The 21,351-nt window shown below is 65.5% G+C and carries 21 protein-coding genes; 9 read left to right on the top strand and 12 right to left on the bottom strand.

Annotated features, from left to right (window positions below; translation table 11 throughout):
• Positions 1-40: 40 nt before the first annotated feature.
• Positions 41-1,012, bottom strand: coding sequence for an o-succinylbenzoate synthase (locus R4P57_RS08870; RefSeq protein WP_317802482.1), 972 nt, complete (start codon positions 1,010-1,012; stop codon positions 41-43).
• Positions 1,012-1,644 (bottom strand): PaaI family thioesterase, encoded by a 633-nt coding sequence (locus R4P57_RS08865; protein ID WP_317802481.1) that lies wholly within the window; start codon positions 1,642-1,644, stop codon positions 1,012-1,014. The genes R4P57_RS08870 and R4P57_RS08865 overlap by 1 nt, the downstream gene beginning before the upstream one ends.
• Positions 1,645-1,711: 67 nt before the next feature.
• On the opposite strand from R4P57_RS08865, the gene R4P57_RS08860 reads away from it, so the two are divergent.
• Genes R4P57_RS08860 through R4P57_RS08850 form a run of 3 tightly spaced genes read left to right on the top strand, consistent with a single transcriptional unit; the run spans position 1,712 to position 4,139 of the window.
• Entirely contained in the window at positions 1,712-2,605 is an 894-nt protein-coding gene (locus R4P57_RS08860; protein ID WP_317802480.1) for a 1,4-dihydroxy-2-naphthoyl-CoA synthase, read from the top strand.
• 7 nt (positions 2,606-2,612) lie between these two features.
• Entirely contained in the window at positions 2,613-3,734 is a 1,122-nt protein-coding gene (locus tag R4P57_RS08855) for a GGDEF domain-containing protein (RefSeq protein WP_317802479.1), read from the top strand.
• 24 nt (positions 3,735-3,758) lie between these two features.
• Positions 3,759-4,139, top strand: a complete 381-nt coding sequence (locus tag R4P57_RS08850; RefSeq protein WP_317802478.1) for a VOC family protein — start codon at positions 3,759-3,761, stop codon at positions 4,137-4,139.
• On the opposite strand, the gene R4P57_RS08845 is transcribed toward R4P57_RS08850, so the two are convergent.
• Positions 4,136-5,419, bottom strand: coding sequence for an EAL domain-containing protein (locus R4P57_RS08845; RefSeq protein ID WP_317802477.1), 1,284 nt, complete (start codon positions 5,417-5,419; stop codon positions 4,136-4,138). The two genes, R4P57_RS08850 and R4P57_RS08845, sit on opposite strands and share 4 nt — an antisense overlap.
• Positions 5,420-5,524: 105 nt before the next feature.
• Entirely contained in the window at positions 5,525-6,874 is a 1,350-nt protein-coding gene (locus R4P57_RS08840; protein WP_317802476.1) for a hypothetical protein, read from the bottom strand.
• Positions 6,875-7,021: 147 nt separating this feature from the next.
• Between R4P57_RS08840 and menE the strand changes: the two genes are divergently transcribed.
• Complete coding sequence (gene menE / locus R4P57_RS08835) at positions 7,022-8,110, top strand: o-succinylbenzoate--CoA ligase (RefSeq protein WP_317802792.1); 1,089 nt, start codon at positions 7,022-7,024, stop codon at positions 8,108-8,110.
• Positions 8,111-8,255: 145 nt separating this feature from the next.
• On the opposite strand, the gene R4P57_RS08830 is transcribed toward menE, so the two are convergent.
• Together R4P57_RS08830 and R4P57_RS08825 are read right to left on the bottom strand one after the other, a co-directional pair.
• On the bottom strand, positions 8,256-8,630 hold the full coding sequence (locus tag R4P57_RS08830; protein ID WP_317802475.1) for a nuclear transport factor 2 family protein: 375 nt from the start codon (positions 8,628-8,630) through the stop codon (positions 8,256-8,258).
• A gap of 148 nt (positions 8,631-8,778) precedes the next feature.
• On the bottom strand, positions 8,779-10,455 hold the full coding sequence (locus R4P57_RS08825) for an alpha/beta hydrolase (protein WP_411742333.1): 1,677 nt from the start codon (positions 10,453-10,455) through the stop codon (positions 8,779-8,781).
• A 62-nt stretch (positions 10,456-10,517) separates the two neighbouring features.
• Between R4P57_RS08825 and R4P57_RS08820 the strand changes: the two genes are divergently transcribed.
• The 3 genes from R4P57_RS08820 to R4P57_RS08810 all read left to right on the top strand — a co-directional run bounded on the left by R4P57_RS08820 (position 10,518) and on the right by R4P57_RS08810 (position 13,149).
• Positions 10,518-11,297 carry a PIG-L family deacetylase gene (locus R4P57_RS08820; protein ID WP_317802474.1) on the top strand — a complete coding sequence of 260 codons (780 nt, stop codon included), beginning with the start codon at positions 10,518-10,520 and terminating at the stop codon, positions 11,295-11,297.
• A gap of 68 nt (positions 11,298-11,365) precedes the next feature.
• Entirely contained in the window at positions 11,366-12,319 is a 954-nt protein-coding gene (locus R4P57_RS08815; protein ID WP_317802473.1) for an ATP-binding cassette domain-containing protein, read from the top strand.
• Complete coding sequence (locus R4P57_RS08810) at positions 12,316-13,149, top strand: ABC transporter permease (protein WP_317802472.1); 834 nt, start codon at positions 12,316-12,318, stop codon at positions 13,147-13,149. The genes R4P57_RS08815 and R4P57_RS08810 overlap by 4 nt, the downstream gene beginning before the upstream one ends.
• Here R4P57_RS08810 and R4P57_RS08805 read toward each other — a convergent pair.
• Positions 13,146-16,385, bottom strand: coding sequence for a BTAD domain-containing putative transcriptional regulator (locus tag R4P57_RS08805; RefSeq protein ID WP_317802471.1), 3,240 nt, complete (start codon positions 16,383-16,385; stop codon positions 13,146-13,148). The two genes, R4P57_RS08810 and R4P57_RS08805, sit on opposite strands and share 4 nt — an antisense overlap.
• 165 nt (positions 16,386-16,550) lie before the next feature.
• On the opposite strand from R4P57_RS08805, the gene R4P57_RS08800 reads away from it, so the two are divergent.
• Together R4P57_RS08800 and R4P57_RS08795 are read left to right on the top strand one after the other, a co-directional pair.
• Positions 16,551-17,807 carry an Hsp70 family protein gene (locus R4P57_RS08800; RefSeq protein ID WP_317802470.1) on the top strand — a complete coding sequence of 419 codons (1,257 nt, stop codon included), beginning with the start codon at positions 16,551-16,553 and terminating at the stop codon, positions 17,805-17,807.
• 47 nt (positions 17,808-17,854) lie between these two features.
• Positions 17,855-18,724 (top strand): 1,4-dihydroxy-2-naphthoate polyprenyltransferase, encoded by an 870-nt coding sequence (locus tag R4P57_RS08795; RefSeq protein ID WP_317802469.1) that lies wholly within the window; start codon positions 17,855-17,857, stop codon positions 18,722-18,724.
• On the opposite strand, the gene R4P57_RS08790 is transcribed toward R4P57_RS08795, so the two are convergent.
• The 5 genes from R4P57_RS08790 to R4P57_RS08770 form a co-directional block, all read right to left on the bottom strand.
• Positions 18,721-19,101: a phage holin family protein gene (locus R4P57_RS08790; RefSeq protein ID WP_317802468.1), complete on the bottom strand. Its 381-nt coding sequence runs from the start codon at positions 19,099-19,101 to the stop codon at positions 18,721-18,723. The two genes, R4P57_RS08795 and R4P57_RS08790, sit on opposite strands and share 4 nt — an antisense overlap.
• A gap of 32 nt (positions 19,102-19,133) precedes the next feature.
• A complete protein-coding gene (locus R4P57_RS08785) occupies positions 19,134-19,646 on the bottom strand; it encodes a Clp protease N-terminal domain-containing protein (RefSeq protein ID WP_317802467.1) in 513 nt (170 codons plus the stop codon).
• Positions 19,647-19,651: 5 nt separating this feature from the next.
• On the bottom strand, positions 19,652-19,867 hold the full coding sequence (locus R4P57_RS08780; protein WP_317802466.1) for a helix-turn-helix domain-containing protein: 216 nt from the start codon (positions 19,865-19,867) through the stop codon (positions 19,652-19,654).
• A 541-nt stretch (positions 19,868-20,408) separates the two neighbouring features.
• Complete coding sequence (locus tag R4P57_RS08775; RefSeq protein WP_317802465.1) at positions 20,409-20,834, bottom strand: nitroreductase/quinone reductase family protein; 426 nt, start codon at positions 20,832-20,834, stop codon at positions 20,409-20,411.
• Positions 20,818-21,318: a MarR family winged helix-turn-helix transcriptional regulator gene (locus tag R4P57_RS08770; RefSeq protein WP_317802464.1), complete on the bottom strand. Its 501-nt coding sequence runs from the start codon at positions 21,316-21,318 to the stop codon at positions 20,818-20,820. The genes R4P57_RS08775 and R4P57_RS08770 overlap by 17 nt, the downstream gene beginning before the upstream one ends.
• Between the last annotated feature and the right edge of the window lie 33 nt (positions 21,319-21,351).

The raw sequence follows: 21,351 nt of genomic DNA, 5'->3' as shown, positions 1-21,351 counted from the left end.
CCCAGATGTGACAGCGGCCCCGCGCGGACCGGGCGCAAGACTACCGCAGAAGAGCGTGGCAGCGCCGAACTCGATCGATCCACCACTGCGTGCGATCGGCGTCGGCACCCAGTTCGATCAGCGCCTGAGCATCCGGTTCGAGCGCGTCCGCCGGGTAGGTCCCGTCGATCACCTCCGGCGCGGGCGCGACGTCTCGAACGAACAGGCTGCCCGTACCCAACCCGCAGGCGAATTCGAGGTGCGGCAGCGCAGCTGCTGCGGCCAGCCCGGACGAGATACCCACCGCTGAGTCCAGAGCACTCGACACCACCACCGGCACGCCGTACTCCCCCAGCTCTCCGGCCAGCTCGAGCAGAGCCCGCATCCCGCCGAGCGGGGCCACCTTGAGTACCGCGATGTCTGCTCCGCCGGCTCGAACGACCTTCATCGGGTCCTCGGCTCGGCGAATGCTCTCGTCGGCAGCCACCCGTACTCCCAGCCCGCGAGCCCGCAGCTCGACCAACTCGGGCACCGTTGCGCACGGCTGCTCCGCGTACTCGAGCGGGCCGTCGGCGGTCAGGGCCGTCAGAGCTTCCACGGCCTCGTCGACGCTCCAACCGCCGTTGGCGTCGATTCGTACCCGAGGAACGAATTCGCGGACGGCGCGCACCCGAGCGACGTCGTCGGCGAGGGTCTGGCCCTTCTCGGCCACCTTCACCTTCGCCGTCTGCGCCCCGGGAGACCGACTCAGTACGGAGGCCACCTCGGCAGCGTCCACCGCAGGAACGGTCGCGTTCACCGGGATGCGTCGGCGCAGCGGGCTCGGCGGGCCGTCCCACGCGGCCTCGATCGCCGACGCCAACCACGGAGCCGACTCGACATCGTCGTATTCGGGAAACGGCGAGAACTCGCCCCACCCGGCGGGACCGCGCAGCAGCACGACCTCACGGGTGGTGATGCCGCGAAACTTGGTCCGCATCGGCATCGAGAGCACATGCGCGCCGTCCAGAATGTCGTCCAGGGAAGGTGCCATCACTGCTGCCCGGGGAGCAGCTGCACCATCAGCGCCTCACAGTCGGCGAGCAGATTGCCGTCGAGGTCGGTGAGGCGAGCGTTGATGAACGCCTTGCGTCCCTCGACCCGATCGACCGAGCCCTCGATGATCAGCTCGGTGTTCAGCGGTGTCACCTTGCGATAGTTGATATGCAGGTAGGCCGTGCGGCTGATGGGTCTGCCGTACGCGTGCTGGATCAGGCCGAAGAGGTCGTCGAACAGCAGGGGCAGAGTGCCGCCGTGCGCGGCCGAGTTGCCACCGAGATGGAAGCGTCGAAACATCCCTCGACTGCGTACACCGTCGGCGTCGAATTTCTCGATGATCCACGGCAACAGCAGCAGCGAACCTCGGCCGGGCAGGCGCGGAACTCGTCCAGCGGTCTGGCGTCCCTCGGCCACTACGTGCGGAGTCAGCAGTTCGATCAGTTCCCGAGCCTTCGCCGCCGCTGCCTCGGTCACCTCGGCAGGCAACGAGGTGGACACCGCAAGATCTTGGACGGTCCGCAGCGCCTCGAGCAATTGCCCGTACTCGGGCCCCACCTTCGCGGGCACAAAACGTGGGAATCCCCCGTGGTGGTCGTAATCGCGGTCGAGCTCGATCGGGTCGGTCATGCCTGCACGCTAGCTGCACCAACCGGTCGGCACGGACTGAGGCCCCGCCCCTACTAGGGTGAAGATCGTGACCTTCACTCCAGAACTGTGGCGTCCCGTTCCCGGCTTCGAGGATCTGACCGACATCACGTATCACCGCCATGTGTCCGACGCGACCGTGCGGGTTGCGTTCGATCGTCCCGAGATTCGCAATGCGTTCAGGCCGCACACCGTCGACGAGCTCTACCGCGCCCTCGAACACGCCCGCGTCAGCTCGGACGTGGGAACGGTGTTGCTCACCGGCAACGGTCCGAGCAGTAAGGACGGCGGCTGGGCGTTCTGTTCCGGTGGCGATCAGCGCATTCGCGGTCGCAGCGGCTACCAGTATGCGGACGGGGAGACGGCCGACACCGTCGACAAGGCCCGCGCTGGGCGCCTGCACATCCTCGAAGTACAGCGGCTGATTCGGTTCATGCCCAAGGTGGTCATCTGCTTGGTCAACGGCTGGGCAGCAGGCGGCGGACACAGCCTGCACGTGGTGTGCGATCTGACTCTCGCGAGCCGCGAACATGCCCGGTTCAAGCAGACCGACGCGGACGTCGGCAGCTTCGACGGTGGTTACGGCAGTGCGTATTTGGCGAAGATGGTCGGCCAGAAGTTCGCCCGGGAGATATTCTTTCTCGGCGAGACGTACTCGGCCGAGGAGATGCACCTGATGGGCGCAGTGAACAGGGTGGTCGATCACGCAGAACTCGAGAACACGGCCATCGAGTGGGCTGCGAAGATCAACGCGAAATCACCTCAGGCCCAACGAATGTTGAAGTACGCCTTCAATTTGCAGGACGACGGCCTGGTGGGCCAGCAACTGTTCGCCGGCGAGGCAACGCGTCTGGCCTATATGACCGACGAGGCAGTGGAGGGGCGCGACTCCTTCCTGGAAAAGCGCGAGCCCGACTGGTCACCGTTCCCTCGATATTTCTGAGTCCTCGATGAACACGCCCCAGCAGCGCGGCCCCCTCGGTACCGCCGCGCATGCACTCCGGGCGTGGTTCGTTCAGCCCTACGATTACCACTGGATGGCGGACTTCCAGAACTCTCGGCCCAGCGGAAAAATGGTTCGCTGGGTGCTGGGAATCCTGACCTTCGATTTCGGTTTGCTGGCCTTGGCGGCGTTCTTCTCTCCGGACACCAGACACAGCCCCATAGCTCTTGTGTGGAGGGCGTTACTGCTCATCTCGGTCGTCGTGGTGAGCGCGGCGTGGTTCACCAGACCGTTCCCGGGCCGACGCGGGGTGGTTGCGTTCGCCATCTTCGCCGATGTCGGCAGTGCATCCGCGATCGTGATCAACCCGCCCGCCGAGGCACTCCTCACGTGCGCTGTGTTTGCGGTGATCGGCACCTTCTGCACATTTTTTCTCAGCGCCCGCTGGCTGCTTGCACACTTGATGTTCGCAGTGACATGCACCCTCGTCGCCGCGGCGGTGACTTACGGCTCGGAGGAGATGCACATCGCGACGTTGATCTTCCGGATCATGGTCGTACTCCTGGCCATTTCCGCAGTACCGCTGGTCTCGCACCTGATCGTCACCATGCTGACCGACGATGCCCGCACGTCGTTGCTCGATCCACTGACAGGACTGCTCAACAGACGCGGACTCGGCGCGGCGATGGACGAGGTATGGATATCGGGTCGGCAAGCCGAGCGTTGCACGGCGGTCCTGGTGGTGGACATCGACGGGTTCAAGTCCATCAACGACGAGCACGGCCACGTGGAAGGCGATGCGGTCATCGTCCGGATCGCCGACCGGCTCGGTTCGCACCTGGGCGAATACGGCGTACTGGCGCGCACCGGCGGTGAGGAATACCTCGCCGTGGTGTCGACGTCGCAACTGCACATCGACACGCTGATCCATGGCGTGCGCACAGCTCAGTGCAACCCGGCGGACACCGTCGCGGTGACCGTCAGCATCGGAGCCGCGATCGTGCACTGGAACTCGTCGCTGTGGGACGAGGACATCGACATCGTGCCGCGCGCAATACGAGTGGCAGATTCGGTGATGTACAAGGCCAAAGCCGCCGGCGGCGATCGGATCGTCACGACCGTGCTGTGATCGTAGCCGTGGTATTCATGCGTGGTGGACATCCTCGCTTCTCGGACAATTCTCCGGCCGGTCGACTACGAGAGGACTCTTGCGTTCTACCGTGACGGTCTCTCGTTGGCCGTGTGTCGCGAATACCCCGGCGGGACGGTGTTCTTCGCGGGTCAGGGTCTGCTCGAGGTCGCTGCGCACCATCGCGGCGACGAATCGGGGTCGTTCTCCGGCGCTCTCTGGTTACAGGTACGCGATATCGACTCTGCCACAGAGGAATTGACGGCTGCCGGCATCGAAATTTTGCGTGAGGCCCGGACGGAGCCGTGGGGCTTGATCGAGATGTGGATCGAGGATCCGGACGCGATTCCCATCGTGCTGGTGCAGATCCCGCAGGATCATCCGCTTCGGCGGGACAACCGCTAGCCCTTCGACGCGTCGTCGGCGATCGCGCGCAGCACCGCCGTTGCCGACTGCGGGCGCGACCACAGATACCCCTGAGCCAGAGTGCAGCCGAGCTCGAGCGCAGCGTCGGCTTGTTCGCGGCTCTCGATGCCTTCCACGATCATCGTCAGATCGAGGTCCTTCGCCACTCCGGCCAACGACTTGATCATCGCCCGTCCGGCCACGGTGTCGACGAACCGCGTCAGATGCCCGTCGATCTTGATCCCGTCGGGCTGCAACGTCACCAGTCGTTCGAGTGAGGACCAGCCCGAACCGAAATCGTCCAGCAGCACCCGAAAGCCCAGCCGATGCACGTCGTCGATGTGCCTGCGCAGCAGCGGCCCCGGCGTCACGGCAGTGGTCTCGGTGAGCTCGAGCGAGATCGACGACGGCGACACCCCGGAGGACGCGATGGCACGCTGCAGCTGACTGACGCCGTCGGGATGCGCGAGGTGGCGTCCCGAGATGTTGACGGTCAGCCGCAGGTCCGGACGATGGACGTGCCACTTCTTCATCTCCGCGGCGGCCTGCGCGAGGACACTGAGGTCGACGTCGATGATCAGTTCGCTGGCCTCGGCGAACGGTACGAAATCCGCAGGCACCACCATCCCGCGGGTGGGGTGGTGCCAACGCGCCAACGCCTCGAAGCCGACGATCTCCTCCGTCCGTAGATCCACGATCGACTGGAACCAGGGGACGATGTGACCGTCGGCGATGGAGTCGGCGATGTCGTTGTCGCTACCGAGCCGGATGACGCCCGATCCGACACGACGATGTAGGTCGAGTTGCTCCTCGAGTACCGACGCGAACTGTTCGAGTTCCTGCATCTGCTCACCCGACAGCGAGCGCGGCGTGCGATCGAGCAGGCAGAGGGTACCGATCACCAGGCCCTCTCGCCCGCGCAGCGGAACCGACGCGTAGGACGCGATGCCGTTGTCGTCGAGGATGGCGCGCTGTCGGGTGGTGGCGTGGACGCGTCCGTGCGCCACGACTGCGGGTTCGCCGGAGCGCACCACGTCGTCGCAGAGGGTGTCGGCTCGCACGACCGTGGACACCGGCGGTCCGCCGACGTTGACCAGCGTGTACTGAGTGTCCTCGTCGAGCACGTTGAGTTGGGCGATGGCGAATCCGACGCTGCGTGCGGCGAATTCGACCGTCGATCGCAGAGCAGGCGTCGTCGCCTCGACATCGAGGTATCGACGAGCGGAGTCGCTCTGCCGGCGAGACTGGGAGCGCGCGGTGTCCGCGACCTCACCGTCCACCGGCATCACCTCGCAACGAACAGCCGGGCCCGTTCTGGAACCGGATCCAGGTGAGCTTAACCGTGCCGGATCTCCAGTTTCGACCGATAGCCCATCCGAGAGCGGTCACAACGACGGATAGCGCGTGTGCAGGAGCCGATGCCGCAGTACCGCTGCGGCGAGTCGCTTGCCTTCATCGGTCGCGACCGAGCCGGACGACTGTGATCCGGACGCGTGGCCCGGTTCCGACAACTCGAACGCGCCGAGTGCGCTCAGTTCGGCAACCAGGGTCCGAGCGAGCGGCTCGGCGTGCTCGGCAGCGGGCTCTTCGCCGGAATGGGTCCATCCCTCGGCGCGCAGCAGACGCGCCAGGTCGTCTGCTGTCGCTTCCACGTCGGCGACATCGTGACCGACGATCATGCGCGCCAGAACGACCTCCGCGGCAATCGTGTCCGGATGATATTCGGTGCCGACGATGCCTGCGGTGAGCACGCGCCAGAGCCCGTCGGAGCTGAGCTGCCGAGTTCGGGCTGTCGGTACCAACCGCCCGGCGGAACGACGCAGCAGACGCACCCTCATCAGGAGGCGTCGGACGATCAGCACTTTCTCCGTGTCGAGTTCGCGGCCGACATGCGAGGGACGTTCGGCCGGAGGAAACACGGTGTTCGCGATGCTCGCCACCAGCTCGTCCGGCAGGTACCCGGCGTCGGTCAACGCGACGCCGTCCCCGATGCATCCGATGAAGCTCTCGAGCCTGCGTACACAGCCGTACACCGGCCGGGCGGCCTCGTGCAACGTCTCGCGCAGCCCCAGATACAGCTCGGCCCGCGGTGCGCTGTAGTTGCTCCACAACTCGATGCGGTGGTCGAGAAGCTGTTCGAGCAGGACGGCCTCGGAGTCGTCCTTGCCTCGATCGGTCGTCAGCACAGCATCGGTGACGCCGCGTCGACGCATGGCCTGCGCGTTGGCTCCGAGCGGTCGCCCACCGGGCTTCGACGGCTCGAACTCGCCGGCGATGGTCGCGACTTCCAGTGTCTCGCCGATCTTTTCGACGATAGCCCGCTCGACGCCGGTCGGGGCGTCCTGCCAGGTGACGAGCTCGGTATCGACGGCACCGATGCCCGATTGTTCGGTGGCGGCGCGATAGTGCTGCAACCAGACGGCGTCGTCGGATGTTCGCACGAGCTCCTCGGTGACAGCGCTTCGGGCGATCTCCGCGTATCCGACGCGTCCGAGCCGGTCGAGTAGGTCGCCGAGCGCACGGGCGATGTCGACCGCGCGATCGGGCCCCTCGGCCGCGTGGCGCAGGTACACCCACAGGTAGGTCTGCACGGAATGTTGCGTCGGGCCCGCGGGAGGAGACACGTCGACCAGACCGTCCCACCCCAGGCGCGCATCGGCGGCGAGCGCGGGATCGACGGCATCGAAGTACGACAGAGCCGCCCACGCCGCGTCGTCCATGCCCGATCCCTTCACGATGTTCCACTGTTCCACAGCGACTCGATGTCGGGTGACAACCGCGGGACCGGTAGGTGCGCCCGTCCGCGATCGATCCCGACGACTAGCCTCGAGTCCGTGCTCGAGAGCGTATCCATTCCATCGGGACCGGGAGCGGCGGACATCATGCCGCGGCTGAGCCGCATGCTCGCCGGCGACGGCCCGGCCCTGCTTCCCGTGCCCACCGACGATCCGCGTGAGACCGAGCGCCTGCACGACGCATTGGCACCGGGAACCCCCATCGACGACGGCGTCGCCCTGGTCGTCGCGACCTCCGGGACGACGGGTGTCCCCAAGGGAGCCATGCTCTCCGCGTCCGCACTGGTGGCCTCCGCAACGGCCACCGAGGAGCGACTCGGCGGACCAGGGTCGTGGCTGCTGGCGTTGCCCGCGCACCACATCGCCGGAATGCAGGTGCTGCTACGCAGTGTGCTCGCCGGAACCTCGCCCGTCGTCATGGACGTGTCCGGTGGTTTCGATCCCACCGTTCTGATCGACGCGATTGGCCTGATGTCGGGACCCCTGCGCTACACCTCGCTGGTCCCCGGGCAGTTGGTGAAGGCATTCGAGATCCCCGAGGCGGTCGCGGCCCTTGCCTCGCTGGACGCAGTGCTGCTCGGCGGGGCCGCGACGCCGGTTCCGCTGCGAGAGAAGGCACACGACGCGGGAATCCGGTTGGTGCGAACCTACGGAATGAGCGAAACGGCCGGCGGCTGCGTGTACGACGGGGTTCCGCTGCACAGCACCGTCGTACGCATCGACGACGGCAGGGTCGTGTTGGGTGGAAAGACCCTGGCCTCGGGATACCGCGGGCTGCCCGATCATCCGGCCTTCGCCGAACCGGGCTGGTTCCGCACCGACGACGCCGGAACCATCGTCGACGGGGTTCTGAGCATCTCGGGGCGACTCGACGAGGCAATCTCGACCGGTGGATTGACCGTCGTTCCGCAGGTCGTCGAGGCTGCACTGGCAACACACCCGGCAATACGAGAATGCGCCGTCGTGGGGTTGCCCGACGAGCGACTGGGCCAGAAAGTGGTGGTCGCAGTCGTCGCCTCCGCTCCGGTGACATTGGCGGACTTGCGCTCCCACGTTGCTGCTTCGCTGGACATCACCGCAGCGCCACGAGAGTTGTTTCTACTCGATTCCCTACCGACACGAGGTCCGGGAAAACTGAATCGGGCGGAACTGCGAACCGTGTTGGAGAAGCGCTGAGTTACTGGGGACTCCCATTCGACGCTGCGGCCCTCGGTTGACCGCAAACGCGCGCGCAATTGTCAGGTGCCGCGCGGAATAGTCAGCGAACACGTGGCGAACGTGCGCGCGTTCAGCAAACGCGCGCGCGTTTGCGCCCGAGTGGTCACCCGATCGGCGTGCCTTGGTGGTGCACCAGTTCCCATCCGGTGTCCGTACGCCGCCACAGCGAGGTTCGCCGAGCGCGCAGCTCCGCTGTTCTCGAAATCCATTGCACCAGAACACAATTGGATCCGATCACCCGTCCACTCAGTTCTATCACCTCGATCTCGACGGAGCTTTCGCTGCCGAGCATGTCGAGTATCGACGACTTGTCCCACACCGTGCCCGAGGCTCCGACTTCGGTGAAGTCGTCGGCGAGCAGACTGGCCAGTCTCTCGCGATCGCGTCGACATTCCGCAGTCTGCAGCTCTCGTTCGAGCTCGAGAACCGTCGACAGGTCGTCGTCAGCGCTGAGTCGACCAGCAGAGGAAGGCGGCATGGGGTGCACTGTCTCACGCACGAATGCGCGCGCGTTTGTCAGGTGCGCGCGAATTGGTCGACGAACAGGTCGCGAACCTGAGCGCGTCCGGCAAACGCGCGCGCGTTTGCGGCGGAGTGGTCACCCGAGCAACCGACCAGCCGACGCCTCAGCCCGCCATCTTCTCGTACAACCGCTCCACATCGGCGTCCGTCCAGCCCGGCGGCTCGAGGATGTCGGCCCACATGTTCACCGCGTCGGCTCCGTAGCTGTGGCCGTGTCCGTCGTCGACGTTCGTGGAGAAGACCTGATCGAACGTCAACTGCCAGAAGGTCACGAACGGGAACCACTGCACTCCGGGGTCGACGTCGGCACCGCGCGGTTCTCGTAGCCAGTCGGGCCGGTTCAGGATCAAATCCGGCGACCACCACACGATGGGATCGGATGCGTGCTGCCAGTACACGATTCGGGGCTCCTCCCACGACCCACCGATGTCGAGGTCACCGGAAGAGCTGGCGAATCGAACGTGCTCTGCGCCGTCGACGACGGGCAGGATCTCCCGGGAACCGGCGTCGCGTCCGGCAGTGATGCGCGCCCACTGGGGCGTGAAGTTCGGATTGCCGACCCAGAGGGCACCGTCGATGCGCGCGATCATGTCCTGCGCGCCGCTGAACGCATCCTGCCCGCCGTACGCACCGAGGCTCTCGCCGAACAACACCAGCTTCGGTCGCGAATCCTCGGGGAGCTCGCTCCACACCTCGTACACCGCCTCGAAGAGAGCCCGTCCGGCATCCTGCGGAGTCTGCCGGTCGGCCAGAAATGCCATCGGGCTCGGCAGGAACGAGTACTGCATCGACGCGATCGCCGAATTGCCGTCGTACAGGTATTCCAAAGGGCGAGCGACGTTTTCGTTCACCCACCCCCGTCCGGTGGTCGTCGCGACCGCGAGCACTGCGCGCGAAAATGCGCCGGTACGGTCGAGCTCTGCCACCACCCGCTCGGCAACGCCCTCGACGGTGTCCGCGGACTCCACGCCCGCGTAAGCACGGATCGGTTGCACCGCAGGCCTTCCGGTGAACTCAGTGATCTCGTCCGGCGATACCCCGGACACGACGAAGCGTCGACCCTCCTGCCCCAGGGAATCCCACTCCTCGTTCGAGGCGTCCGAACCCGACAGTTCGGCCGCGGTGGGCTTCTCGACGCCCTCATGGTTGCCGCGGTCTGCAGTCGAGGCCGAACTCTCCGCGACCGCCACGATGCCGCGGATGAGCGCGCCGTTGACGGCGAACACCACCAACAGGGCCACGACAATCACGCTGGCGATCCTCGCGACCGGCTTCGGCACGTACTGCTTGCCCCACCGCGTCAACGCCTGAGATGCCCGCCGCAGCAGACGACCCAACGCCAACACGGCCACGGCAACCACCAGGGAGACCACCAGCACCGCGATGTACAGCGGCCTGCCGGAATCTTCCACACCGACGAGCTTGCGGACGATCTGCTGCCACCACGATCCCAGGATCAGAAACAGCGGAATCGCCACTGCCGCAGCAACAGCCAACGCCCACCACCCGCGTCGACGCCACTGCTCGGACCAATCCGGCGACACCCCACAGAGTCGCACCACCCACGCGATGAGGCATCCGACGCCGTATCCGATCGCGACGCTGATTCCGGTGGCAACAGACTGTAGGTACCAGACGCGGGGCAACAACGATGGAGTCATCGACAGCGCAAAGAACACAACGGCGAACAGCAGGCCGACGGGATGCAGCGCGCGGCAGTACCGATCCCCTCGCGAGCCCCGCCACAACGAACCGATCCTGGCCGTCTGCCGTGTAGTCACTACCCGATCGTATTTCTCCGCCGACTGGGCTGCACCCACTTCGACGTGCAAGCATTCAGTACATGAGTGTCCTGGTTTGCTTTCACGCACATCCCGACGACGAGGTGTTCGGCACCGGTGGCGTGATGCGCCTCGCCGCCGATGCCGGCCACCGCGTCGTCCTGGTCACCGCGACCGACGGTGCCCTCGGCGAGTTCCCCGACGGAATCCTCACGGACGGCGAATCGTTGGCCGAGCGCAGACGCGTCGAGCTGGATCGTTCGGCCGCCGTTCTCGGGGTCTCCCGCATCGTGCGGCTGCACTACGCCGATTCCGGAATGGCCGGTACTCCGGAGAACGCCAACCCCGACGCGTTCTGCAACGTCGACGTCGACGCCGCAGCGCAACGCCTGGCCGACGTCCTGCTCGAGGAGCAGGCCGACGTCGTCACCATCTACGACCCGAACGGTGGCTACGGCCACCCCGACCACATCCAGGTTCACGTCGTCGGCAAGCGCGCCACCGAGATCGCCGAGACTCGTTTCGTGTACGAGACCACCACCAACCGCGATCACATGCGCAAGCTGATGGAAGCCAATCCGCACTGGGGCGAGGAAGCGTCACCGCCGGACATGGAGACCTTCGGCCTGCCGGAGACCGAGATCACGACGGTGGTCGACGTGTCCAGCGTGATGGACGCCAAACGGGGAGCAATGGAAGCCCACGAAACACAGGTCGGCGATTTCGGACCGTTTCTGCAGATGTCTCTCGAGGACCTCGCCACCACGTTCGGCACCGAATGGTTCAGAAAGCTACGCGGCACCGGGGGCGTCGGACTCACGGAGACCTCGCTCCCGCTCTGACCTGGCCGGACAGCGGACGCAAGCGCGACGTACGCGTCGTGCAAGCGCCCGGGGCGATCGTTGGCCCCATGACCACACCAGCAATCGAGGCCCAGAACCTCGTCAAGACATTCGGTAAGCAACGCGCCGTCGACGGCGTCAGCCTGACCGTTCCCACCGGGGCGGTCTACGGCGTCCTCGGTCCCAACGGCGCGGGCAAGACCACGACGGTCCGCATGCTCGCCACCCTCCTGCGACCCGACGGCGGGTCGGCCCGCGTCTTCGGCCACGATGTCGTCGCCGACGCCACCGCCGTCCGGTCACTCGTCGGCGTCACCGGCCAGTACGCGTCGGTCGACGAGGACCTCACGGCAACCGAGAATCTCGTCGTCTTCTCCCGCCTACTCGGGCTCGGTCGCCGCGAGAGCAAGGCCAAAGCCGTCGACCTCCTCGAGGAATTCGGGCTGACCGAGGCGGCGTCGAGACCGTTGAAGATGTTCTCCGGCGGCATGCGTCGACGCCTCGATCTGGCCGCGAGCCTGATCTCGGCACCACCGCTGCTGTTCCTCGACGAGCCGACCACCGGGCTCGACCCCCGCACCCGAGCGCAGATGTGGGACACCATCCGCCGCCTCGTCGCCGAGGGCTCGACCGTCCTTCTCACCACCCAGTACCTCGACGAGGCCGACCAACTGTGCGATCGAATCGCCGTCATCGACCACGGCCGCGTCATCGCCGACGACACCGCCGACGGGCTCAAGTCCTCGGTGGGTACATCCGCTCTCGCACTGACTCTGACCGACCGACACCGGATCGACGATGCACGAGCATTGGTTGCCGAACAGCTGGGCGTCGAGGTGGCCACCAGCCCCGAGTCGGCTCGACTCACCGCACCGATGACCGACACGTCGATGACCCCCGACATCTTGATTCGCCTGCGCGACTTCGGAATCGACGTCAATGAAATCACCGTCACCAAACCCAGCCTGGACGAGGTCTTCTTGACCCTCACCGGCAAGAGCGCAGACGAGGACGCAGCATGACCACCACACTCACCCCGCAGTCTTCGACATACATCGACCCCGCCGACCGACCGGTCGTGCGACACATCGGCCTGGCCCGCACCGCCGCACAGTCCGCCACCATGGGATATCGCGGACTGCTCAAGCTCCGCCACAATCCGGAACAACTCACCGATGTGGTGCTGCTGCCGATCATCTTCACGCTGATGTTCAGCTACATCTTCGGCGGCGCGGTCGCAGGCGACGTCACCTCGTACCTGCCCTTGATCGTGCCGGGAATCCTGGTGCAAACGGTCATCACCGGTTCCGTCGTCACCGGCGTACAGCTACGCGAAGACATGGACAAGGGCGTCTTCGACCGCTTCCGATCGCTCCCGATCGCTCGAATTTCCCCGCTTGCAGGCGTATTGATGGCCGACGCCATCCGCTACCTCATCGCCGCGGTCGTCTGCTTTCTCACCGGATTCGCGATGGGCTATCACCCGGTGGGCGGAGCACTCGGTCTCCTCGGGGCGGTGCTGCTGGTGATGTTCTGCGCCTGGGCGATCAGCTGGATCTTCGCGCTCCTGGGCACCCTGATGAGCAAAGCCTCCTCGGTCCAGGGCATCTCGATGTTGGTGATGTTCCCACTGACGTTCCTGTCCAACGCCTTCGTCGACACCAGCACGATGCCGAGTTGGCTGCGCGCCTTCGCCGACGTCAACCCCGTCTCACACCTGGTGACGGCCGTTCGTGAACTGGCAAACAACGGGCACTTCGGAATTCACGTCGTGTACTCACTCGTCGGAGCCGCAGTCATCGTCGCGATCTTCGCCCCACTGACCGTCAGAATGTACATGCGCAAGGCCTAGACCAACGGAAGCAACCGCAGAATCTCCTGCAGCGCACCATTCCTGGTGAATACAGCGGCCCGAGCGAGCCCGGCATCGACCTCGCGGTCACCGGCGATCGCTCGGGCCGCACTCAGATGCCGATCGATCCGCATCGTCGGGAAGTCCTGCCGACCCACCGCCTTCTTCGACACCGCCAACAACTGCGCCCCCAACGCCCGGTCTCCACTGTGAATCTCGAACGAACCCACCGCACACGCAACCGCGCCGAGCATCGGAATGTCGTAGAAACCACCCGGAACCAATACGTTCCACGGCTTGCGCGTCAACGCGGCCACCGCATCGGCCATGTCCTCGGCACGACCGTGCAAAACGTGCGCACCGACGCCCGCACACACCAGAATGGTCATGAACGGATCACTCGGATCCTCCGACGGCCACCCACCCAACGCCAATGCGCCGCGAAAACCCTCGAGACCCTGCTCGACGGCACCGTCCTCGATATCCGCCGCAGCCCGCGCCGCCGTCAGCGACGCGGAACTCGACCTCTGCTGAGCGCGATCCCAGCGGGCACCGATGTCGTTGTCCGAGGGCGGATCGAGGGTGATCTCCTGCCCCTGCGCCACGGCCTCCAACTCGTCGATCAGTCCGCGTCCCTCGTCCACGCGACCGGCTCCGATCAACGCCATCGCCAGAAAAGTGCGCGTCTGCATGCTCTCCTCGAACGCGTGCATCTCCCACATGACGTCGGCCGAGATTCGGTAGTACTCCACGGCCCTCGCGTGATCACCCGCCAGTCCGTACGAGCTGGCCAGCGTCTGCGACGTCGAGCCAACGGCCCACAGGTCGCCCCGACGCCGTGCGATGACGAGCGCCTGCTCGCCGTCTCGGATCGACTCGTACAGGCGGCCCGAGTTCTGAGCCAGCATCGAGCGAACGACGTACGCGTTGCAGCGAACGTCGTCGTGTTCGGATCGAATGGCAAGGGCCAGTTTTCGGGCCACACCTCGACCCCCGGCGTGGTGGACCAGAACCTCCGAGTTGAAGCGCAGCCCCGGCGATATCCCCGCCCGTCCGTGCAGCAGGCGCCGGAGGTCCACTCGGATGCGAGCTATCCGACGTAGATTCCCGCCGTAGGCGTAGTGCGCCGCCAGCACCAGCAGGGTCATCGCGGCATTGTCGTCGGGCGTGCCGAGCATCCCGCCACGCATACTGGTCTGGACTCTGTCTGCCCAGTTGAGCACCTCCGAATGCGCCCCACGCATGGCCCAGAAGTAGCCCAGTACCGAGAACAACGTGCACACGTTGTCCGAAAACTGTTGCTCGAGCGAATGTCTCATCACCGACAGCAGGTTGTCGTGTTCGGCTTCCATGAGCGCCACCATCTCGGCCGGACGCCCACCGGAGTAGCCGGCGGATACCCGAACCGCGACGGACGTGGACCACTCGCGCAGTCGAGCTGCGACGGCTCGGGCCTCGCCACTGGCGTCGAGCTGCTCCTCGCCGTACTCGCGCACTGTCTCGAGCATGTGGTAACGAATACCGATCGGCGTCTCGACCACGCTGAGCATGGACTGATTCACCAGACCGTCGAGCGCAGCCGAAACATCCTCCACTGCAGCCCATTGCGCCACTCGCCTCGCTGCGTCGAGATCGAATCCCGCTGGAAACCGACACAGCCGACGCAGCGCCGCCTGCTCGGTGGCGTCGAGCAGATTCCAACTCCAGTCGATGACGGCATGCAACGTCCGATGCCGTTCCGGCCTGGTTCGATCCGCCGATCGCAGTAGCGTGAAGCGACGGTCGAGCCTCGCGTCGATCTCCTCGACGCTCATCGACTTGACCCGCGCCGCAGCCAGTTCGATCGCCAACGGCAATCCGTCCAACGTACGGCACAGGCGGGCCACCGCGTCGGGTTCGAGGCGCGCCGACGGTCGGACCGCCCGCGCCCTGATGCAGAACAGTTCCGTTGCAGGCGAATTCGAGCCGGTGACGCCCAATGACGGCAGCGGGAAGACCGACTCGGCCGTGATCCCCATCGGGGAACGCGACGTCGCCAGCACAGTCACCGCGTCGGTCGACGCCACCAGGGCGTCGACCACCACCGCGACCTCGTCGATCACGTGCTCGCAATTGTCGAGAATCAGCAAACCCCGCCGCGTCGAGAAGACATCGACCAGCCGTTCCCGAATCGAATGGATCCGGGTGACCTGAAGCCCACCGACCTTGACGTCGGCCTCGGTGAGCCCGAGGGTCGCTCCGATCGCCGACGCGACGTCCTCCTCGCTGCGCAGCGATGCCAGTTCGACGAAAGCTACCGACATGTGGGCCGCAGCGCGGCGACCGAGTTCGTGTGCGATCCGCGTCTTGCCCGCGCCGCCGGGACCGAGGACAGTGGTGACGCGAGAACTGCCGAGCAGTGCCTCGATCGCGTCGACGTCGTCGCCTCGTCCGATGAGTGCGTTCGGTGCGGCACGCAGACCGATGGTCTGCAGCATCTTCGGTGCGGTGTGTCCCAGGATCTCGGTGTTCAACGCGGTCACGGCCGGCGAGGGGTCCGTTCCCAGACGTTCGGCGAGTTCGGTTCGCAACACCACGAAGACCGTGAGGGCATCGTTCGATCTGCCTGCGCCGTGCAATGCACGCATGAGGTCGGCGGTAGCGAATTCGTCGGTTGGATCTGCGGTGACTCTCGCTCGTGCGAGCGGGATGGCGTCATCGAAACGGCGCAACCCGAGCAGCGCCGCAATCTGTACGGACCTCAGCGCGACCTCGAGCAATTCGGCCTGCACTCGGACCGATTCTGCTGGCTCCCCTCGCCACAGGCTCAGGGCGTCGAGCACACCATCGAGGGCGTCCTGCCACTCCGAAGAAGCGAGTCGACCCTCCGCAGCGCGAGTGTGGACACGCGCGCGGCCGAGGTCGGTGTCCTCGGCGTCGAGAGCCAACCGATAGCCCCCGCGGTCGCTCTCGACAACGCCCGCGGGCAACACCGACCGCAGCCGAGAGATCTGCGTCTGCAGAGCATTCTTCGGCGAGCGGGGAGGCTCGCCGGGCCACACCTCGTCGATGAGGGCCTGCGCCGCCCGCCTCCGCCCCGGTGCCAGCGCCAAGGCCACCAGCAGGGTCTGCGCCCGCGCACCCGGCACCGGAACGAGATTGCTGCCGATTCGGGTCGCGACCACGCCGAGGATCCCCACCACCGGGAGGTCGGTCGTGAGGTGCTTCCTCCGAGGATGCGCGATGTCGATGGGCACTGCCACCAGATCGTAGGCCGATGATGGGACCCCATCGACCTGACCTTCGGATTGTTTCGAGCCTCTAACCAAACCGCGAGACGGTACAGTGTTCACGTCGCCTGTCATGAGGGCGAGTTCTTCAGACCCGAACACCGTCACCGAAATGGAGAGGCCGGAGAAGCGATGCGTTCGTCAGTGGGTGTGTCCCTGGGCACGTGCGGCATTCGTACGGCGCGGACCACCGAAGACGGCGCATGGACCGACGGCACCCAGTTCGACGACTGGCAGCTCTCCCCCACCGCATCCGACGTCGCGCGCGTCGTCCGCGGCATCGTCGACAGTCCGGACGCGCCCCAATCACTCGGCGTCGCCTATCGCACCCCCGAGGAACGCACCGAGATCGCCGACGCGCTGGCCGAGGAGTACGTCTCCGACGTCCACCTCATCGACAAGACCGGCGCGGCAATGGAGTACCTGCGCCCAGGGCTCCCTTCCCACCACCGAACGATCGCGCTGTTCGACGCGGGCGAGACCGGAGTCGACGTCGACATCGTGGACGTCGAATCCGGCCGCTCCTACGGTTCGGCGCGGTCCACCGCCGTGAGCGGTGCCTCCTTCGACGCAGTGGTCCGTGAACACATACTCGGACTCGGCATAGTGCGTCCGCCCCAATCTCCGGACGAAGACAGTGCGCTGACGGCCTTCTGCCGTGGAATCAAGGAAGCACTGTCCTCGCACCTGACCACCAGCACACCCGATGGCGAGCACATCCTGCTCGAGCGGCACATCTTCGAGTTGTCCATTGCGCGCTCCACCGAGGAGGCCGCCGAGACAGTGCGCCGACTCGGCCTCGAAGCCGAGTTCTATCCCGACGCAGTCGTCGCCATCGGCGGCACGTCCAACGTTCCGTTGGTCCGGGCCACCCTCGAACGCTTCCTGCAGCTGCCGGTCATCGTCCCGGACAGGCCCGAGCTGGTCGTCGCCGGTGGTGCCGCGGTGCACGCCACTCATGTCGATGCGACCCACGTGCCGCCCGTCGTCTCGCACCGTCCCGCCCTGGCGCGCCTGGGCATGATCGCGCTACCGATCGCAGGCGTCATCGCCGCCATCGGACTGTTCACCGCACTCGGATCCAGCGACGAGAGTCAACCGCTGAGCACCCCCGCCAGCGTCGGTGAGTCGGTTCCGCACACCACCACGCCTGCCGACACCAGCACCACGACGGCCACATCGTCACCGCTCCCCGACATCCCACCTCCCCCACCGACCACCACCGCACCTCCGCCTGCTGCCGCCGATGCAGCGCCCTACGTGCAGTACCAGCAGCCGCACTACTACCCGCCGGCACCTCCACCTGTCCCTACGGTGCCCCTGCCACAGATTCCTGGTGTCCAGATGCCCGTCATCCCGTTGCCGGTATTGCCGCGCCTGCCGTTCTGACCGGCCGCGTTCTCACCCGTCGGACAGATACGGAAAGATCGTCGCTCATGGCCACCACAGCGCAATGGATCGAAGGTGCGCGACCGCGCACACTCCCGAATGCGATCGCCCCCGTCCTCGTCGGCACCGGTGCGGCCGTGTCGCTGGATGGAGGAGTGTGGTGGAAGGCGCTGCTGGCGTTGATCGTGTCGTTGGCCCTCATCATCGGTGTCAATTTCGCCAACGACTACTCCGACGGAATCCGCGGCACCGACGACGATCGAGTCGGGCCCCTGAGACTGGTCGGCTCGAAGGCCGCGTCCGCCGGGGCCGTCAAGAAGGCCGCCGTCGGTTGCTTCGCAGTAGGCGCAGTGGCCGGACTGGTCCTGGCCGCGACCAGCGCGTGGTGGCTGGTCATCGTCGGACTCGTCTGCATCGCCGGTGCCTGGTATTACACCGGCGGCTCGAAGCCGTACGGCTACAGTGGTTTCGGCGAGATCGCCGTATTCGTGTTCTTCGGTCTCGTTGCGGTTCTCGGCACCCAGTTCGTGCAGTCCGAACAGATCGATTGGGCGGGAGTGTTGGCAGCGGTGGCTGTCGGATCGTTCTCGAGTGCAGTCCTGGTTGCCAACAACCTTCGCGATATCCCCACCGACACCGAGTCCGGAAAGCTCACGCTCGCAGTGCGATTGGGAGACACCCGCACTCGCTACCTGCATCTCGCGCTACTGGTGGTGCCGTTCGCGATGACCGTCGTTCTGATCGCTCGCACCCCGTGGGCACTGGTCGGCCTGCTCGCGCTTCCCCTCGCCGCTCGCGCGAATTCCCCGGTGCGCAAGGGAGCTCACGGATTCGAGCTGATTCCGGCACTGCGCGATTCAGGTCTGGCAATGCTCGTCTGGGGCGCGAGCACCGGCGTGGCGTTGGCCTTCGCCTAACGCTTGTCGGGAACGAACGCGCCCAACAGGAAGTTCACGATCGAGATGATGATCGCGCCCCAGAACGCGGCGGCGAACCCGACGATCTCGAGGCCGTAGCCGGTCTGCGACGACAGCCAACCCGTCAACAACAGCATCAACGCGTTGATCACGAGAGTGAACAGCCCGAGAGTCAGAATCAGCAACGGCAGCGACAGCAGCTTCACCATCGGCTTGATGAACGCATTGACGACCGTCAACACGGCCGCGATACCGAGCAGCACGACGATGTCCCACCCATCGCCGCGTCCCGAGCTGGTAACAGTGATGCCGTCCACGAATTCTTTGGCAACCCAGATGGCAACGGCATTGATCACGAGCCGAATCACAAAGTTCATGGCGCCATCGTAGGGTTCGAAAGCGCTCGGGGCTACGACGTCCGGGAGAGCGAAAGCGTCGACCGCAAGTGCTCGAGCGAACAATGCTGCTGCACCAGTTCGGTGAACCCCGGATCGGCACCGCGAACCAGACCGAGAAGAACATGCTCGACGCCTATCTCACGGTCCCGTCGTTCGACGGCCTCCTTCAAAGTCAGCTTCAACACTTCCTTTGCCGACGCGGCGAAGGGCAGGTGCGATGATCCGCCGCCCTGTACCCCCTCGAGCGCACCGGGACCGAGCGTGGAGTCGATCGTCGACACGACGGTGTCCAAATCGATTCCGAGAGACTTCAGTGCACGCGCGTCGCGGAACCGGGCGTCCGCGAGTGCACCGTCCAGGGTCAATCCCGCCTCGGCCAGCGCACTCTTCAACGGCTCCTCGGCGTACTCGAGGGCACCAACGAACAAGTGAGTGGGCTCGATCCGCGTCGAATGCAGCGCCCGTGCCTGCCCCTGAGCGCCGACGACGACAGCTCTGGCAGATTTGGTGAATCGCTCGAACATGTTGCTTACCTTCCGTTTCCGCCGTGCTTCTTGTGGACTGCCTGCCTACTGACTCCTAGCGAATCGGCTATTGCCTGCCAAGACCACCCCTGATTTCTGGCATTGCGAACCTGAACGGCCTCGAGCCGCTCGAGCAATCGACGGAGGGCCGCGACCGCACGTAGCCCCTCCCCCGGATCGGGACTGGCGGCTGCGGCTGCAAGTGCAGTGGCTTCGGTCATGATGTCAATGTAGGTTGACAGCGATCGGTTGTCAACGCTAGTTGACAGCGCGGTCCACAACTGCGACCGGAGAAATGGCATCGAGAACAGGAATCGGTGGGTGCCGCGCGCAGGCAACTCGCCCGTGCTGTGGAACGGTTGGGCGATTCGGTGGAGTCACTGCGCGTGGGATCTGCACCGGGTCTCCCTCGTCGCGACTGCGTCGAATCGTTGATCCGACGCGCCCGAGAGTCTCGTGTGGACGTCGACGTGACGAACACGATCGACATGGCCGACCTGCCCGAAGCAGCGCACACCATCCTGCTTCGCCTCCTGCAGGAAGCACTCACGAACGCGAGCAAGTACTCCCCCGGTCGCCCGATCACCGTCGAACTCTCGGAAGACGATGCGAATCTGGTAGTGCACGTGAGCAACCCGATCGCCCACCCGCCCCTCATCGATCGGAGCACCGGTATCGAATCTCTGAGAGCCCTTCTGCGCGAGAGCAACGGCGATCTGACAATCGACACGACCGAGAACTCTGATTGGCCTTTTCGTAGACTCAGCGATCCAAGTCGATGTCGACAGTCACTCGCCCACGATCGTCACGAGTCGCCATGGCAAGGCCGGAGTGATGGACGCCGCCGAGATCGACATCGACCCGACCGCCGTCGCTCTCGAAGTTTCGCCACCAGTTCTTCTTGTCCGGCACGGCCACAGCAACTTTCACGTGATTGCCCGTTCGCTTGTAGGCCACTGGCAGTGAGAACTCCTTGCCGGATTTTCGGCCGGTATAGGTCAGGATTCCCATCGACCGTCCCAGCACTCTGTCGAGCACCGGTGCCTTCATGACGACCACGAAAACCTTGTTGAACGCTGCTGCCGATCTCTGGAAGGTGTTCACTGTGCCGCCTCCGGGGTTGCCCTGCACGTGACGCCGAGCGTAGCGGCGTTGCAGCTCGATGGAGTTGTCACTGCGAGGACACACCGTCCTCCATCGACTCGGCCAGAACGTCCAGGGCTTCGAGGACTCGCTCCCGTCGCGCGCCCAATGCGTCGAACAATCGGCCGTGAGCCGCAAGCTCGCGTGGAAAGACCTCGTCCACAACATCTTTGCCCGCATCGGTCAACGTGATCGACGCAGACCTCCGATCCTCGGCATTCTGCACGCGTTCGAGAAAACCGCGGCGTTCGAGCTTCCCCAATGCCTTGCTGACTCCGGCGCGAGTCATGCCGAGCAGTTCGGCCAATCGAACTGCCGTCACAGGTTCGGTGCCGTAGCGCAGCGGCACCATCAGTTCGACCTCTGCGACCGTGACGCCGGCCTCGGCATAGATCGGTTCGACGGCCAACTCGAGGAGCGCGACGATGCGCTTGATCTGGGCAACCACCTGCATCGGCGAGGCGTCGAGGCCTGGGTTGGACTCGGCCCACCGTACGCAGGTCAGCTCACGAAGCGAAGCATCGGTCATCGTCACCACCAATATTGTTAACCAGTTGACAGT

This window comes from Rhodococcus sp. IEGM 1330 (assembly GCF_033142445.1).
Lineage (GTDB): Bacteria > Actinomycetota > Actinomycetes > Mycobacteriales > Mycobacteriaceae > Rhodococcoides.
The sequence above is the reverse complement of the archived record's forward strand: the minus strand, read 5'-3'. Positions and strand labels throughout refer to the sequence as shown.